Here is a 15638-nt window from a genome sequence, read left to right on the forward strand (position 1 = left end):
TTATAGATGACCCGGCAAGCCATGAGCAGATCGCCGCTTGTTAAACTCTGGACATTTCCCGCCCGGATGTCGAATTACGCAAGTTTTTTGACTCGCCTCCACGAAGAGCATAACGTTGCCCCTCCTAATAATGTTTTTTTAATATGGAGACGGAAATGACAACTCGCATCATTGCTGTGCTGATCGCTGGCTTATTCGCCGGCGCATCGGCCTCCGCGCTGGCCCAATCCGACAAGATCTGGATCAGCGTCGGCGACGCCGCCTATGCGCAATTGCAGAAAGTGGCGCCACGGGCGCTGGCGCGCGAAAGCCGCGCCAGCTTCGCGGCCTCGGCCGGCCAGGAGAAACTGCACCTGGTCGAAGTCGACGAGCAGCAGATGCTGGCGCTGTCGGCCGCCGTGCACCGCAAGCTGCGCCGCTGCGGCGGCTTCATGTTCCACGCCAGCGAGGCGGCCGGCATCGCCGCGCTGAGTCCGGCCAAGGCCGTGGACCAGGCCCGCGTCGCGCAACTGGCCGCCGTGCGGCCGTCCTACGTGATCGACCAGCAGAGCGTGGTCAACCCCATGCTGACGCAAATGCAGGCCAGTAACATCGGCCAGACCATCGTCGACATGTCGTCCTACGCCAACCGCTACTACACCACCAACAACGGCGTCAACGCGTCGAACTGGCTCAAGCAGCGCTGGACCAGCATGGCGGCCGGCCGCAGCGACATCGCCGTCAGCCAGTACACGCACTCGGCCTACCCGCAGAAGTCGGTGATCCTGACCATCACCGGCAGCGACAACCCGAACGAAGTGGTGGTGCTGGGCGGCCACCTCGATTCGATCAACCAGTCCGGCACCAGCGAGACCACCCGGGCCCCCGGCGCCGACGACGACGCCTCCGGCATCGCCACCATGACCGAGGTGCTGCGGGTGATGGTCGCCAGCGGCTACAAGCCGCGCCGCACCATCAAGATGATCGGCTACGCCGCCGAGGAAGTGGGCCTGCGCGGCTCGCAGGACATCGCCCAGAACCACAAGGCCAACAACGTCAACGTGGTCGGCGTGATGCAGCTCGACATGACCAACTACAAGGGCTCGGTCAACGACATCTACCTGTACACCGACTACACCGACAGCGCGCAGAACACCTTCCTCGGCAACCTGATCACGACCTACCTGCCGACCCTGAAGATCGGCTACGACCGCTGCGGCTACGCCTGCTCCGACCATGCGTCGTGGACCTCGGCCGGCTACTGGTCGTCGATGCCGTTCGAGGCGGCGATGGGCGAGGACGATCCCTACATCCACACTGCCAACGACACCTACGCCAACACCGGCAACCAGGCCGACCACGCGCTCAAGTTCGCGCGCATGGCGCTGGCCTACGCGGTCGAGCTGGGCAGCGACGGCGGCGGCGTGACGCCGCCGGCCGACCGCACCGAAACCTTCACCGGCAGCCTGAGCAGGGGCCAGACCCGCGCCTACGGCCCGTACAAGGTGGCCGCCAACGGCAGCTTCAAGGCCACGCTCAGCGGCACCGGCGACACCGACCTGTATGTGCGCAAGGCCGGCCCCGCCAGCACCACCAGCTACGACTGCAAGTCCGACGGCCCGACCAGCACCGAGAGCTGCACCCTGTCCTACGCCGCCAACGGCAACGCCTATGTGCTGCTGAACGGCTACACGGCCTCCAGCTACACGCTGACCGTGACCTACACGCCGCAGTAGTAATGTCGCCCAATGGGCGGCATTACGGGACGGGGCGGCCGGCTTGTTGCGGCCGCCCCATCTGGAGTATTCTTGAGCAATACACAACAGGAGACCCCGATGCCCAGCTTTGAAACCTTGACCCTCAGCGTTGCCGACCATATCGCCACCGTGCGCCTGAACCGTCCCGAGAAATTGAACGCCATGAACCTGGCGATGTGGCACGACATCCGCAGCGTGTTCCAGCACATCGACGCCACGCCGGAGATCCGGGTGGCGGTGCTGGAGGGCGAGGGCAAGGCCTTCACCGCCGGCATCGACCTGCAGATGATGATGGGCCTGGGTCCGCAGATCCGCGACGACTGCGACGGCCGCACGCGCGAGAACCTGCGGCGCGTGATCCTCGACCTGCAGGACACGCTGACCAGCCTGGAACGCTGCCGCAAGCCGGTGCTGGCGGCCGTGCACGGCGCCTGCGTCGGCGGCGGCATCGACCTGATCTGCTGCGCCGACATGCGCTACTGCTCGGCCGACGCCTGGTTCACCATCAAGGAAATCGACATCGGCATGACCGCCGACGTCGGCACCTTGCAGCGCCTGCCCAAGCTGATCGGCGACGGCATGGCGCGCGAGCTGGCCTACACCGCGCGCAAGGTCGATGCCGCCGAGGCGAAGGATATCCGCCTGGTCAACCGCGTGTTCGACACGCCGGAGGCGCTGGGCGCCGGCGTGCGCGCGCTCGCCGCCGAGATCGCGGCCAAGGCGCCGCTGGCGATCCGCGGCGTGAAGGAAATGATCTCCTACGCGCGCGACCACTCGGTGGCGGACGGCCTCAACTACAACGCCACCTGGAACGCGGCCATGCTGATGTCGGCCGACCTGCAGGAAGCCATGATGTCGGGCATGAGCAAGCGGCCGCCGACGTTCAAGGACTAGCGCGGCGCGCCTTACCCGGCCTTCCGGTTTTTCCGGCTGTGCGGAGCAGGGATGGGCAGGTTCTCAGCCCGCAAGGCTTCAATGGTCGCGGCCAGTGCGTCGCGACCGTTGATGATGGCTTCTTCGACGGTCTCGCCATCGGAGAAACATCCCCAGAAATCGGTATAGGTGATCAGGAATCCGCCTCCCTCGTCGTGGGTCAGCGGACGGATCTCGTAAGGGTACTCGTCAAGGATGTCCATGTTCACATTCCCTCGGCAAACAAAACGAACTGGCGCAAGTAAAACGCTTTGATGATGCGATGGGTCGGAATCGATAGTATCTCGCCGTCCGGCCGTCTGAACACGCAATGGCTTCCGGCCATATGCCAAGTCATATTACGCCGTTTTGCGACCATTTGAAGGTCGCGCAGATGCCAGTTTTGTGGGTTTGCGCGCATGGCGGCAAACAGTTTTTCCGCAGTGTTCATCACATGGCTCTCGATGCGAGGTTAACTCTCGATATCAGAGCCGATTTTTCGGTTGGATGTTTTGCTGCCGCGCAGAGGGGCGTGGACCGTCGACCGCTAGCGGAGCAGGTCGCCGGGCTTGCCCTCCAGTTGGCAGGGCAAGCCGGGAGGACGCGTTTACGGCTTGAGGTTGAAGTTGACGTTGCTCTGGTTGAGCAGCGAGATGTCGACCAGCGGCACGCTGGCCGTGGTGTAGCCCTCGGCGCTGGCCTCGGCCATGTATTTGCCGGCGCCCGGCAGCACCGTGGCGGCGCTGGCGAATTGCAGCGGCAGCGTGGCGCTGTACGGCGCGTACTGTGGCGCGCCGACCGGCAGGCCGGCCAGCGTGTAGCTGCCGCTGGCCAGGTCGGCGCCCTGGTACTTGACGGTCACGGTCGGCCCGGCCGCGAAGCTTTGCTTGGCCGCGACATAGGCGGTGGCGGTGCTGCTGGCCGGGGTCAGCGTGACGGCGCCGGCGATGCTGCCGGTGACGCTGGCCGGCAGCGCGATCGGCGCGGCGGCGGTGCTGATGGCGACCGTGGCCGAGGTGCTGGTGACCGGCACCGCGCCGACCACGGCGGCGGCGCTGCTGTCGGCCGTGACCACCACGTCGTAATTGCCCAGCGGCAGGCGGCTCAGCGTGAATTCACCGGTGGTGGCGTTGGGCGTGGTGGCGCTGACGATGGCGCCGTTCTGCTGCGCCGACACCATCACGTGCCTGCCCAGCAGCGCGGTCGAGACAAAGCCGCCGATGCCGTTGAGCGTGGTCGGAATGACCTTCACCACCGGCTTCAGCGCGTACTTGCCGTTGCCCTTGGTGACGATGGATTTGCAGGCGTCGAAGTCCAGCACCAGGTCGACCCGCTGGCCGGCGGCGACATCGAAGGAATTGACCAGCTTGATGCCGCTCTGCACCGCGCTCGGCGTGTCGAGCGAAACCTCGGTGGTGCCGCCGCTGACGATCACGGAGTTGGCCAGGCCGGTGCCGGTGTTGGGATCGAGCACCAGCCGCAGCTGCGTGTAGCGGCCGGCGCTGAGCGAGGTTTGCCCCAGCGACTCCAGCGCGCCGTTGGTCAAGGTGAGCAGGTTGATCTTGCGGGACGGGGCCAGCGTGATGTCGGCCCAGCCGGCGTCGGTGTCGCTGGCGCTGCTGCTCTGGTGGACCCGCACCTTGCTGACGGTGACGTTGACGGCGTCGAAACCGCACGCCGGCGCGTCCGTCATCGACACCGACAGCGTGCCCAGCGTGCTGACCGGCGTGCTGGCGCCGCTGCTGCCGCCGCCACCGCCACAGGCGCTCAGGCCGGCCGCGGTGAAGGCCGCGACGGCGGCCAGGTAAATGCTTGGGTGTGCTGACTTCATGATGGTTCTCCCGATAATCGCGCGTAGGGCGCTTGTTGTGGCGACGCAGGTGTCGCTGTGTGGATATTGTGTATTCCTTTTGGAAACTCCTATGTTGGATGCCTCACATAGCGCCCGCCTCTTACATTTGTTACACATCAGCTCGTTGAATTTGGGCGACGGCTGCCGGGCATGATGCAATCCACCCCGCCGGCTGTTGTTTCGTGGTGACAGCGGCAGCGGTTTCCGGCGGGCGCCGGGCTGGCCGGCATGATCGGCGCGTCGCCGCCGTTGCGCCGCGCCGGCGGCGGCACTAGACTAGCTAACAGGCCAAGCCCGGCGGCGCGGCCATCCTGTTGATACCACCACGGAGGCGATGATGACGCGAACGACATGGGTGTGCGCAGTAGCGGCGGCGGTGTTGGCGGGCGCCGCCCTGGCCCAGCAGAACCTGCCGGGCGCGATGGAGGCGATGCGCGGGCGCCACTGGCACGGCACCGAGTGTTGCGGCTGGACCTGGGATTGGGTGCAGCAATCCGGCCCCAATTTCAGCGGCACTTTCCGCAATCCCAACGGCCAGCAGTTGCAGGAACCTAGCATCATTATTTCCATCTCCGGCAACCAGGTGCAGATCACCCGCGCCGGCGGTTCCGCCGCCGGCGGCTGCACCTATACCGGCACCATCCGCGTCGGCAGCGCCGAGGGCACTTACGCCTGCGCCGGCCGGCCGGCCGGCCCGTGGGCGGCGACCATTTATCAGACCGCGCCGTCGCGCTAGTGCCGGCCTGTACGCCGTCGGTCGCGCGCCGTGCGCCTGTTCTTGTCCGGCTTGTTGTGGGCGCTGTGCTGGTGCGCGGCGGCCGGCGCGCAACCGGCTTTTTCGGTGCGGCCCGCAGCGATCGAAGCGCTGCAATTGACCGTGACGCGGCAGGACAGCGCCAGCGCCGCGGAAACCGAGCAAGTCTATTTTCGACGGCGCGCGGCCGATGCCGTCGTGCTGCCGTCCGAGCCTGGCGCCGTGCTGGCCGGGCTGGTCGGCGGCGCGCAGCCTGCGTTCGGCGTGCGGCGCTGCGATGCCGATCCGGCCGGCGCCGCGCAGGCACCGCTGTATCTGGCGGTCGAGTTGCGCATCTGGATCGCGGACCAGCCGCCGCTGAGGCTGCGCTCGGACAGTCGCTGCGCCTTCATGCTGCCGTGGCAGGTGACGGACGGCGGCCGTCTGGCGGTGTTGGACCGGCGCGCTGACGGCCTGGCGTTGATGCGCTTGATCCAGGGCTGGTGCGGCGCCTGTCTGCCGGAGTGGCGGCAGGCGCCGCCGGACGTGCCGGCGGCGGTGCCGCACGGCGAGTTCGACGCGCATTACGAGGCCTTGCTGGCCGCATGGCGGCAACTGGGCCGCCGCCTCGGCGCCACCGACATCAAGCTCGCCACGCTGCCATTGACCGATGCGCTCGACTGGATGGACCATGACCGCTTCGAGCGTACGCTGCGCGCCACGGCGCACGGCGGGAAGGGCACGCGCGCCGTGCTGGCGGCGGACCTGCTGCGCACCTTGCAGGTGGCGCGCTGGGGCTATGTCGATCGGCAGGGACGGCTGAAACTGCCGCGCCGCTACGAGCGAGCCACGTCCTTTGCGGCGGGGCAGGCGATGGTCCGCGTCGACGGCGGCTGGCAGCAGATCGACCGGCTCGGCCAGCGCGTGGCGGCGCCGGCGGCCGGCGGGCCGCTGGCGCCGCCGTCCGCGTCCAGCGCCTCCGCCGTATCCCCCGAGGGCGCCGCCGCGTCCGTCACCTGCGGCGGCGGGCAGCGGGTCGACGCCGTGCGTCCCTATGCCGATGGCCTGGCGGCCGCCCGCTGCGGCCTGCTGTGGGGTTATCTCGACCGCGACGGACGGTTCGTCATTCCACCTCGTTACATGGAGGCCGGCGACTTCGCCGACGGCCTGGCGCCGGTGCGGTGAAGCGCCTGGCCGGTCTCTCCATAGTATTTCTAAATGACACTGATTATTGTCAACTGACAAGAATTTATGGGCGTTAAGCAGGCATCCCCCGTCGCAGCACCCACCCAAAGGAGTCCAGCATGAAACTGCAACTTGCCCTGTGTCTGTTCGTGGCCGCCAGCGCCGCGCCCATGGTCCAAGCGGTCGAGCCCGTCTCGTTGTACCAGGGCTTGATCTCGTTCCGCGACGGCCCCGACCCGGCCGGCAAGACGCCGGTGTACTGGGCCACCAGCAAGACCCTGCACACGATCAACGGCCCGCGCGCCGCCGCACTCAAATTCGGCGCCAACTGGGTGGCGGAAATCCGCTGGTGCGGCGACCGCAACGGCCGGCCGCTGCCGGGCGAATGCTCGGACATTTATCACAATTTCCGGCATGGCGTCGACATCACGGAAACCACCGTCAACCTGCTGCATCCCTGACCCACCCACCATGCCCGGAGACCGTGATGAAAAAGCCGCTATCGATGTTGGCCGCGCTGCTGGTGCTGCCTTGCCTGTGCGCCGCCCAAGGCGCCGAGCCGTGGGGAGTGTGGGCCAACCGCATGAATCCCAACTTGCCGTGGAGTGAACCCTGCAATATCCAGTACGTGATCTCGCCCAGCCCGGCCCGCTATGATCGCCAGCCCGAGTACGTGCGGGTGCGCAGCGCCGCCAATCATCACGACGCCGACCAGTTCCAGCGTCTGTTCAGCCCCTTTTTTGACGATATGCCGGACAAGGTGGTCAAGCTGGCGCGCTGCCATGGCGGGGGCGCGGGCACGGATGGGGGGGCGGGCGGTGGTGGCGGCGGCTCGATGCAGCGCTTGCAGTCCGGGATCAACCGTTACGGCGGCGACTACAACGATGCCTGGAGCGAGCCCGGCGGCGGCGACGCCGGCAGCTGCGCCGCGCGCTGCGAACAGGATGCCCAGTGCCGCAGTTTCAGCTGGGTCAGGCCGGGCGTGCAGGGACGGGTCTCGCGCTGCTGGTTGAAACACACGGTGCCACAAGCGAGCAATAACGACTGCTGCGTTTCCGGCGCCAAATCGTCCGACTGAGCGCGAGGAGAACATCATGAGCTTCGTCGTCGCGCCCCGTTGGCTGGCGGGCTTGAAACGCCTGGCCGCGTTCTTGCTGGCAGGTTGTTTCTTCCTGCCGCTGTATAGCTGCGGCACGCAGGGCCAGCCGCCCGGCCTGGCGCGTTCGGCGTCCGCGCCGGCCCTGGCGACGGTCCGGGCCCCGGCCGCCGTTGCGCCGCGCGCCGGATCGCCGGCGCCGTCGAAGCTGCCCGGGCGGCTGGAATTTATCCCTTACGAGATGTTTTCCTGGGGCGATTCCTACAGCATGGCCGGCTTGCTGGTGTTCTTCTGGCCGGCCGCGCTGCAACTTGCCGTGGCGGTGGCGCCTGCGGCGGGCGTCCGCGCGGCGCGGGCCGAGCCGTTGCTGTGTCTGGGCAGCGCGGCCGCCTTGGCCTGGCTGTTGTGGCGCGCGCATTTCCTGCCGGGCTATCAGCTGGAAGTGGGCATGCCGCTGGCGGCGCTGGCGTTGTTGCTGTACGCCGTGCCGCGCTTGGCGCGCGGCGCCCCGCCCGCATCCGGCTAGCCCGCGTGGCCTGATACCGGGTATGGCGGTTTTTTTTGCGCGGACATGGTCCGCGCGGCGCGGCGCGGCGTATAATCAGCCCGCTGCCGCAAGGCGGCACACGCTAGGGGTCCTGCGCATTGCGATGCGCGGGTGAGAAATACCCTCCGAACCTGATCTGGATAATGCCAGCGAAGGGAAGCTTAGGACATCGCCGCCACGCATCGCTCCATCTGTGGCCCGGCGCCGTCCAATCTCCTTTGCTGGCTCCTGTAGCTAACGAAGGAGCCACATGAACGCCAACGCCAAATTCCTCTCCGCCACCGCCACGGTGGACGAGGCAGCCATCAAGCCCTTGCCGAATTCCCGCAAAGTTTACGTCGAAGGCAGCCGTCCCGACATCCGCGTGCCGATGCGCCAGATCACCCAGTCCGACACGCCGGCCTCGTTCGGCTTCGAGGCCAATCCGCCGATCTACGTGTACGACACCTCCGGCCCGTACACCGACCCGGAAGCGCTGATCGACATCCGCTCCGGCCTGGCCGCGACGCCGCGCCTGCCGTGGATACTCGAGCGCGACGACACCGAAGAACTGGATGGCCCGAGCTCCGAATACGGCCAGGCCCGCCTGGCGGACCCGGCGCTGGCCGAGCTGCGCTTCAACCTGCTCCGCAAGCCGCGCCGCGCCCGTGACGGCAAGAACGTCACGCAGATGCACTACGCGCGCCAGGGCATCGTCACGCCCGAGATGGAGTTCGTCGCCATCCGCGAAAACCTGCGCCGCCAGGAGTACATGGAAGACCTGAAGCACTCCGGCCCGATGGGCCAGCGCCTGGCCGACCTGATGGGCCGCCAGCATCCGGGCCAGTCGTTCGGCGCCAGCATCCCGGCCGTCATCACGCCCGAATTCGTGCGCGAGGAAATCGCCCGCGGCCGCGCCATCATCCCGGCCAACATCAACCACCCGGAAATCGAGCCGATGATCATCGGCCGCAACTTCCTGGTGAAGATCAACGCCAACATCGGCAACTCCGCCGTCACCTCGTCGATCGGCGAGGAAGTCGAGAAGATGACCTGGGCCATCCGCTGGGGCGGCGACAACGTCATGGACCTGTCGACCGGCAAGCACATCCATGAAACCCGCGAGTGGATCATCCGCAACAGCCCGGTCCCGATCGGCACCGTGCCGATCTACCAGGCGCTGGAGAAGGTCAACGGCAAGGCCGAGGACCTGACCTGGGAGATCTTCCGCGACACCCTGATCGAGCAGGCCGAGCAGGGCGTCGACTACTTCACCATCCACGCCGGCGTGCTGCTGCGCTACGTGCCGATGACGGCCAAGCGCCTGACCGGCATCGTCTCGCGCGGCGGCTCGATCATGGCCAAGTGGTGCCTGGCGCACCACCAGGAATCGTTCCTGTACACGCACTTCGAAGAGATCTGCGCCATCATGAAGGCCTACGACGTCTCGTTCTCCCTGGGCGACGGCCTGCGTCCCGGCTCGATCTACGACGCCAACGACGAAGCGCAGCTGGGCGAGCTGAAGACGCTGGGCGAACTGACCCAGATCGCCTGGAAGCACGACGTGCAGGTGATGATCGAAGGCCCGGGCCACGTGCCGATGCAGCTGATCAAGGAGAACATGGACCTGCAGCTGGAACAGTGCCACGAAGCGCCGTTCTACACGCTGGGCCCCTTGACCACCGACATCGCGCCCGGCTACGACCACATCACCTCCGGCATCGGCGCCGCGCAGATCGGCTGGTACGGCACCGCCATGCTGTGCTACGTCACGCCGAAAGAGCACCTGGGCCTGCCCGACAAGAACGACGTCAAGGACGGCATCATCACCTACAAGATCGCCGCCCACGCGGCCGACCTGGCCAAGGGCCATCCGGGCGCGCAGATCCGCGACAACGCGCTGTCCAAGGCGCGCTTCGAGTTCCGCTGGGACGACCAGTTCAACATCGGCCTCGATCCGGACAAGGCGCGCGAATTCCACGACGAGACCCTGCCCAAGGATTCGGCCAAGGTGGCGCACTTCTGCTCGATGTGCGGCCCGCATTTCTGCTCGATGAAGATCACCCAGGAAGTGCGCGAGTACGCCAAGGCCAACGGCGTGTCCGACGGCGCGGCGCTGCAGCAGGGCATGCAGGTGAAGGCGGTGGAGTTCATCAAGAACGGCGCCGAGCTGTATCGCAAGCTGTGAGGCCGGCATGATCGACATCGAATTGAACGGCGCCCCCTACCAGGTGCCGCCGCGGCAGACGCTAGCCCAGCTGGTCGCCGCGCTGTCGCTGACCGGGCAGGCGCTGGCGCTGGCGGTCAACCGCGCCGTGGTGCCGCGCCAGCAGTGGCCGCAGCGCGAGCTGCAGCCGCAGGACCAGGTCGACATCGTGCGCGCCATCGGCGGCGGCTAATTTTAATGGGGTCAAGTCTGACATTCGGACACGGCCTCTGCCGTAGCGGCCGCTAGGGCAGAGGCCGTGTCCGAATGTCAGACTTGACCCCCAAGGATAAGGAACCATCATGGACCATCAAGACTTGCTCACCATCGCAGGCAAGAGCTACAAATCGCGGCTGCTGGTCGGCAGCGGCAAGTACAAGGACCTGCCGCAGACCCGCGCGGCGACCGACGCCGCCGAAGCGGAAATCATCACCGTGGCGATCCGCCGCGTCAACATCGGCCAGGACCCGAAGGCACCCAGCCTGCTGGACGTGCTGCCGCCGTCACAGTACACCATCCTGCCCAACACGGCCGGCTGCTACACCGCCAAGGACGCGGTCTACACGCTGCAAATGGCGCGCGAGCTGCTGAACGGCCACAAGCTGGTCAAGCTGGAAGTGCTGGGCGACGAGAAGACGCTGTTCCCGCACATGCCGGAAACCCTGATCGCCGCCGAGGCGCTGGTCAGGGACGGCTTCGACGTCATGGTCTACTGCAGCGACGATCCGATCCAGGCCAAGCTGCTGGAGCAGATCGGCTGCGTCGCGGTGATGCCGCTGGCCTCGCTGATCGGCTCCGGCATGGGCATCCTCAACCCGTGGAACCTGTCGCTGATCATCGAGCAGGCCAAGGTGCCGGTGCTGGTCGATGCCGGCGTCGGCACGGCGTCGGACGCCGCCATCGCCATGGAGCTGGGCTGCGACGGCGTGCTGATGAACACCGCCATCGCCGGCGCGCGCGATCCGGTGCGCATGGCGCGCGCCATGAAGCTGGCCGTGCAGGCCGGCCGCGAGGCTTACCTGGCGGGCCGCATCGCCCGCAAGTTCGCGGCCTCGCCGTCGTCGCCGATGGCGGGCCGGCTGGCATGAGCGAGCGCCTGTCCTCGCAAATGGCGGCGCAGCTGATGGCGCAACTGGTGGCGCGGCCGTGCGTGCTGGTGTTCGCCGGACTCGATCCGTCCGGCGGCGCCGGCATCGCCGCCGACCTGCAAGCGGTGGCCGGGCAGGGCGCGCACGCGCTCACCGTGGCCACCGCGCTGACGGTGCAGGACAACGACCGCGTCTACGGCGTGCAGCCGGTCGACGGCGCGATGGTGCTGCGCCAGGCGCAGGCGCTGCTCGACAAGATGACGGTGCGGGCGGTGAAGATCGGCATTCCCGGCAGCGCCGCCAACGCGCTGGCGATCGCCGAGATCATCGGCCGCCTGCGCGCCCGCCAGCCGGAGTTGCCGGTGGTGCTGGACCCGGTGCTGGCCAGCGGCCACGGCGACCTGCTGTCGCGCGACGACGCGGTGCAGGCGCTGGCGCCGCTGCTGCCGCTGGTGACGGTGCTCACCCCCAACGGCCCGGAAGCGCTGGCGCTGACCGGCACGGCCGAACCGGGCGCGCAGGCGCAGGCCTTGCGCGCGCGCGGTTGCCGCCATGTGTTGATCACCGGCGGCCATGATGAGCGTGGCGAGGAAGTCATCAACCGCTGGTTCGGTCCCGGCGCCACGCCGGCGCCGCGCCTGTCCGACAGCGAGCCGCCCGAGGACGCGCGCCACTGGAGCTGGCCGCGCCTGGCCGGCGAATTCCACGGCAGCGGCTGCACGCTGGCCTCGGCCATCGCCGGCCAGCTGGCGCTGGGCATGTCGATGGAACGCGCGCTGGAACTGGCGCAACAGTATTGCTATCGCGCGCTGCGCGGCGCCTACACGGTGGCCGCCGGCCAGCGCATCCCGCAGCGCCTACCTTTGATTTGAGAGCACATCATGCACGGACTTTATTTGGTTACCCCCAACTGGGACGACAGCGCCAGGATGCTGGCGCTGAGCGAGCGGGCGCTGGCCGCCGCCCAGGGCGCGCGGCCGGGCGTCGCCATGCTGCAATACCGCCACAAGGAAGCCGGCCCGCAGCAGCGGCTGGATCAAGCCGGCGCCTTGCTGGCGTTGTGCCGGCGCTACGGCGTGCCTTTCATCGTCAATGATTATGTCGAGCTGTGCGAGCAGCTCGGCGCCGACGGCGTCCACCTCGGCGGCACCGATGCCGACGTGGCGCAGGTGCGCGCCCGGCTGGGGGCGGACAAGATCATCGGCGCCTCCTGCTATGGCGACCTGCCGCGCGCGCTGGCGGCGCAGGCGGCCGGCGCCAGCTACGTGGCGTTCGGCGGTTTCTACCCGTCGCGCGTGAAGCAGTACGCAGTGACTACCAGGATGGAGATCCTCGACCAGGCGCGCGCGGCGGTTCGCGTGCCGACCGTGGTGATCGGCGGCATGACGCCGGACAACGCCGCGCCGCTGGCCGCGCGCGGCGCCTCCATGGTGGCGGCCATCAGCAGCGTCTACCAGGCCGACGACGTCGGCGCCGCCGTGGCCGCGTTCCTGCGGCTTTATGCCGATAAAAATACGGGGCGATAAAAGGCTGGCATGACGGGCGGTTTTCCGCCTTATAATTGGCGGGTTAGCTTAAGCCTAAGGTTGCCGCCACATGAATGTCCCTTCCAGCCCGAAGCGTCTGATTCTGATCGTCGACGATGACCCACTGCTGCTCGATTTCCTGGGCGAGGTGCTGGGCCACGCCGGCTACGACATCCTCAAGGCCTCGTCGGCCGAACAGGCGCTGGAGCAGATCGCCCAGCGCGAACCGGACCTGGCCCTGCTCGACATCCACATGCCCGGCATGAACGGGCTGGAGCTGGCCAAGCAATTGCACGCCACCAGCTCGGTGCCCTTCATGTTCCTGTCCGGCCGCGGCGACGCCGACGCCGGCAAGCAGGCCGCCTCGTACGGCGCGGTCGGCTTCCTGGTCAAGCCGGTCGACGAAAAACACCTGATGCCGGCGTTTGCCGCCGGCCTGGCGCGCGCCGACGAAATCCGCCAGCTGCGCCGCACCGAGCTCAATCTGAACGCCGCGCTGGCCGCCGGCCGCGAGACCAGCCTGGCCGTCGGCCTGCTGATGTGCAAATTCCAGACCGACCGCAACACCGCCTTCGAAGTGCTGCGCGACCACGCCCGCTCCAACCGCCGCAAGGTCAACGAGGTGGCCGACCAGTTGCTGGCGGCCGAGGAAACCTTGAACAGTTTGCACGTGGCCTTCAACCAGCGTCTGAAAAAGTAAACGCCGGCGCTTATTTTTCGGTATTTTCTTGCTTTGCGGTACTCATCATGTAGACTGTGTCCATGAGCGGCAGGCCTGTCCTGCCCGCTTCGTAGTGCGGCGGGGCCTCCAACCTGCGCCTGCCGCCTCCCCAGCCGCCTGTTCCCTGCGGCCGTCCGTATCCCCTCGGCCCAACTCCGCCGACCCCTGCGTTGTCCTGCCAGCCCCGTGCTGCCGGCGCCGCGATCCCTTGGTTTTTGTGTGCGGAGACACTTATGACGAACGATTATTCCCAGGATGGCTATCGGCCCTTCAGCGAGCAGGACGGCGGCGCCGCGATCGGTTTTTCGATTTTCGCGGAAGCGCCCCGCGTGCTGCATATCGACAAGGACTTCGACGCGGCGCTGGTGCTGTCGACGCTGCTGGTGCCGGAAACCCGGGTCACCCATGCGTCCACCCTGGCCGACGCGCGCGACATGCTGCAACACCAGCGGTTCGCGCTGGTGGTGATCGATCCCGACCTGGCCGACGGCGACGGCGCCAGCCTGCTGCCGCTGTTGCAGCAGCACCAGGGCGAGGCCCGCGTGCTGGTGTATTCGGCGCGCCATCCCGAGCGCCACACGGCCGGCTGCGCCTTCCTGCCCAAGCCGTGGACTTCGCCGCGCCAGCTGTGGCGCACCGTGTCCGACCTGCTGGGCATCGGTTCGGCGATGCCGGTCGAACCGCAGTAGTCGCACGCGCCACAGATCGTCGCCGGCTTGCTATCATGGCGGACCACCGGAACGGCCCCCCGTTCCGGTGCCCCGAACAACGCAGCCACAGGACGAACAATGAAAACCAAAGCAGCTATTGCATGGCAGGCGGGCAAACCGCTGACGATCGAGGAAGTGGAACTGGGCGGCCCGCGCGAAGGCGAGGTGCTGGTCGAGATCAAGGCCACCGGCATTTGCCACACCGATTACTACACCCTGTCCGGCGCCGATCCGGAAGGCATCTTCCCGGCCATCCTCGGCCATGAAGGCGCGGGCGTGGTGGTCGACGTCGGTCCCGGCGTCAAGTCGCTCAAGAAGGACGACCACGTCATTCCGCTGTACACGCCGGAGTGCCGCCAGTGCAAATTCTGCCTGTCGCAGAAGACCAACCTGTGCCAGTCGATCCGTTCCACCCAGGGCCGCGGCCTGATGCCGGACGCCACCAGCCGCTTCTCGATAGCCGGCAAGCCGATCTACCACTACATGGGCACGTCGACCTTCTCCAACTACATCGTGGTGCCGGAGATCGCGCTGGCCAAGATCCGCGAAGACGCGCCGTTCGACAAGGTGTGCTACATCGGTTGCGGCGTCACCACCGGCGTCGGCGCGGTGCTGTTCACCGCCAAGGTCGAGGCCGGCGCGAACGTGGTGGTGTTCGGCCTGGGCGGCATCGGCCTGAACGTGATCCAGGCGGCCAGGATGGTGGGCGCCGACAAGATCATCGGGGTCGACATCAATCCGGCCCGCCAGGAGATGGCGCGCAAGTTCGGCATGACCCACTTCATCAATCCTAAGGAAGTCGAGAACGTGGTCGACGCCATCATCGGGCTGACCGACGGCGGCGCCGACTACAGCTTCGAGTGCATCGGCAACACCACCACCATGCGCCAGTCGCTCGAGTGCTGCCACAAGGGCTGGGGCCAGTCGATCATCATCGGCGTGGCGGCGGCGGGGCAGGAGATCTCCACCCGGCCGTTCCAGCTGGTGACCGGGCGGGTGTGGAAGGGTTCCGCTTTCGGCGGCGCGCGCGGCCGCACCGACGTGCCGAAGATCGTCGACTGGTACATGGAAGGCAAGCTCAATATCGACGACCTGATCACCCATCGCCTGCCGCTGGAACGCATCAACGAAGGCTTCGATCTGATGAAGAGCGGCGAATCGATCCGCTCGGTCGTCATCTATTAGTGAACTGCAGCGCTTAAATCGGGAGCGCCTGCCGCGCAGGCAACGCGCATGGCGGCGTTACAAATGCTCGCGATAGCCCGCTATCGCTGCGCTTTGCGCCTTGCCCTGCGCGCCGCCTGCACGTCCTTCGCTCCCAATTTAAGCGCCGCAGTCCACTACGCC

General features: G+C 67.2%; 18 protein-coding genes and 1 riboswitch. Of the genes, 15 read left to right on the forward strand and 3 right to left on the reverse strand.

What is annotated here, in order from left to right; all coding sequences use genetic code 11:
- Nucleotides 1-155 precede the first annotated feature (155 nt).
- Nucleotides 156-1715 carry a M28 family metallopeptidase gene (locus AC1RMD_RS11040; RefSeq protein WP_492926541.1) on the forward strand — a complete coding sequence of 520 codons (1560 nt, stop codon included), beginning with the start codon at nt 156-158 and terminating at the stop codon, nt 1713-1715.
- Between the two features lie 99 nt (nt 1716-1814).
- Nucleotides 1815-2630 carry a crotonase/enoyl-CoA hydratase family protein gene (locus AC1RMD_RS11045; RefSeq protein WP_492926543.1) on the forward strand — a complete coding sequence of 272 codons (816 nt, stop codon included), beginning with the start codon at nt 1815-1817 and terminating at the stop codon, nt 2628-2630.
- Nucleotides 2631-2641: 11 nt separating this feature from the next.
- Here AC1RMD_RS11045 and AC1RMD_RS11050 read toward each other — a convergent pair whose 3' ends face one another.
- From AC1RMD_RS11050 to AC1RMD_RS11060, 3 genes are all read right to left on the reverse strand, one after another.
- Nucleotides 2642-2872, reverse strand: coding sequence for a type II toxin-antitoxin system HicB family antitoxin (locus AC1RMD_RS11050; protein ID WP_492926545.1), 231 nt, complete (start codon nt 2870-2872; stop codon nt 2642-2644).
- A 2-nt stretch (nt 2873-2874) separates the two neighbouring features.
- Entirely contained in the window at nt 2875-3099 is a 225-nt protein-coding gene (locus AC1RMD_RS11055; protein WP_492926547.1) for a hypothetical protein, read from the reverse strand.
- A 156-nt stretch (nt 3100-3255) separates the two neighbouring features.
- Complete coding sequence (locus AC1RMD_RS11060; protein WP_492926549.1) at nt 3256-4479, reverse strand: DUF4382 domain-containing protein; 1224 nt, start codon at nt 4477-4479, stop codon at nt 3256-3258.
- 358 nt (nt 4480-4837) lie between these two features.
- Here AC1RMD_RS11060 and AC1RMD_RS11065 point away from each other — a divergent pair, with 358 nt between their 5' ends.
- The 13 genes from AC1RMD_RS11065 to AC1RMD_RS11125 all read left to right on the forward strand — a co-directional run bounded on the left by AC1RMD_RS11065 (nt 4838) and on the right by AC1RMD_RS11125 (nt 15476).
- Complete coding sequence (locus tag AC1RMD_RS11065) at nt 4838-5236, forward strand: hypothetical protein (protein ID WP_492926550.1); 399 nt, start codon at nt 4838-4840, stop codon at nt 5234-5236.
- A 30-nt stretch (nt 5237-5266) separates the two neighbouring features.
- A complete protein-coding gene (locus tag AC1RMD_RS11070) occupies nt 5267-6418 on the forward strand; it encodes a WG repeat-containing protein (RefSeq protein ID WP_492926552.1) in 1152 nt (383 codons plus the stop codon).
- A 119-nt stretch (nt 6419-6537) separates the two neighbouring features.
- Complete coding sequence (locus AC1RMD_RS11075; RefSeq protein ID WP_492926554.1) at nt 6538-6879, forward strand: hypothetical protein; 342 nt, start codon at nt 6538-6540, stop codon at nt 6877-6879.
- Between the two features lie 26 nt (nt 6880-6905).
- Nucleotides 6906-7496, forward strand: coding sequence for a PAN domain-containing protein (locus tag AC1RMD_RS11080; RefSeq protein WP_492926556.1), 591 nt, complete (start codon nt 6906-6908; stop codon nt 7494-7496).
- A gap of 16 nt (nt 7497-7512) precedes the next feature.
- Complete coding sequence (locus AC1RMD_RS11085) at nt 7513-8040, forward strand: hypothetical protein (RefSeq protein WP_492926558.1); 528 nt, start codon at nt 7513-7515, stop codon at nt 8038-8040.
- Nucleotides 8041-8135: 95 nt separating this feature from the next.
- A riboswitch (TPP riboswitch) is annotated at nt 8136-8236 on the forward strand.
- Nucleotides 8237-8311: 75 nt separating this feature from the next.
- Nucleotides 8312-10228: a phosphomethylpyrimidine synthase ThiC gene (gene thiC, locus AC1RMD_RS11090; protein ID WP_492926560.1), complete on the forward strand. Its 1917-nt coding sequence runs from the start codon at nt 8312-8314 to the stop codon at nt 10226-10228.
- 7 nt (nt 10229-10235) lie between these two features.
- The gene (gene thiS / locus AC1RMD_RS11095) at nt 10236-10439 is read left to right on the forward strand and encodes a sulfur carrier protein ThiS (RefSeq protein WP_492926562.1); all 204 of its coding nucleotides are present in this window, start codon (nt 10236-10238) and stop codon (nt 10437-10439) included.
- 109 nt (nt 10440-10548) lie between these two features.
- Nucleotides 10549-11334, forward strand: coding sequence for a thiazole synthase (locus AC1RMD_RS11100; RefSeq protein ID WP_492926564.1), 786 nt, complete (start codon nt 10549-10551; stop codon nt 11332-11334).
- Nucleotides 11331-12206 carry a bifunctional hydroxymethylpyrimidine kinase/phosphomethylpyrimidine kinase gene (gene thiD, locus AC1RMD_RS11105; protein WP_492926566.1) on the forward strand — a complete coding sequence of 292 codons (876 nt, stop codon included), beginning with the start codon at nt 11331-11333 and terminating at the stop codon, nt 12204-12206. Before AC1RMD_RS11100 ends, thiD begins: the two co-directional genes overlap by 4 nt.
- Nucleotides 12207-12215: 9 nt before the next feature.
- Nucleotides 12216-12860 (forward strand): thiamine phosphate synthase, encoded by a 645-nt coding sequence (gene thiE / locus AC1RMD_RS11110; protein WP_492926568.1) that lies wholly within the window; start codon nt 12216-12218, stop codon nt 12858-12860.
- Between the two features lie 70 nt (nt 12861-12930).
- A complete protein-coding gene (locus tag AC1RMD_RS11115) occupies nt 12931-13560 on the forward strand; it encodes an ANTAR domain-containing response regulator (protein ID WP_217945042.1) in 630 nt (209 codons plus the stop codon).
- Nucleotides 13561-13814: 254 nt separating this feature from the next.
- On the forward strand, nt 13815-14270 hold the full coding sequence (locus AC1RMD_RS11120; protein WP_492926570.1) for a response regulator: 456 nt from the start codon (nt 13815-13817) through the stop codon (nt 14268-14270).
- A 99-nt stretch (nt 14271-14369) separates the two neighbouring features.
- Nucleotides 14370-15476, forward strand: coding sequence for an S-(hydroxymethyl)glutathione dehydrogenase/class III alcohol dehydrogenase (locus AC1RMD_RS11125; protein WP_492926572.1), 1107 nt, complete (start codon nt 14370-14372; stop codon nt 15474-15476).
- Nucleotides 15477-15638 lie beyond the last annotated feature (162 nt).

It is taken from the genome of Duganella sp. GW822-FHT06D06, from assembly GCF_058799615.1.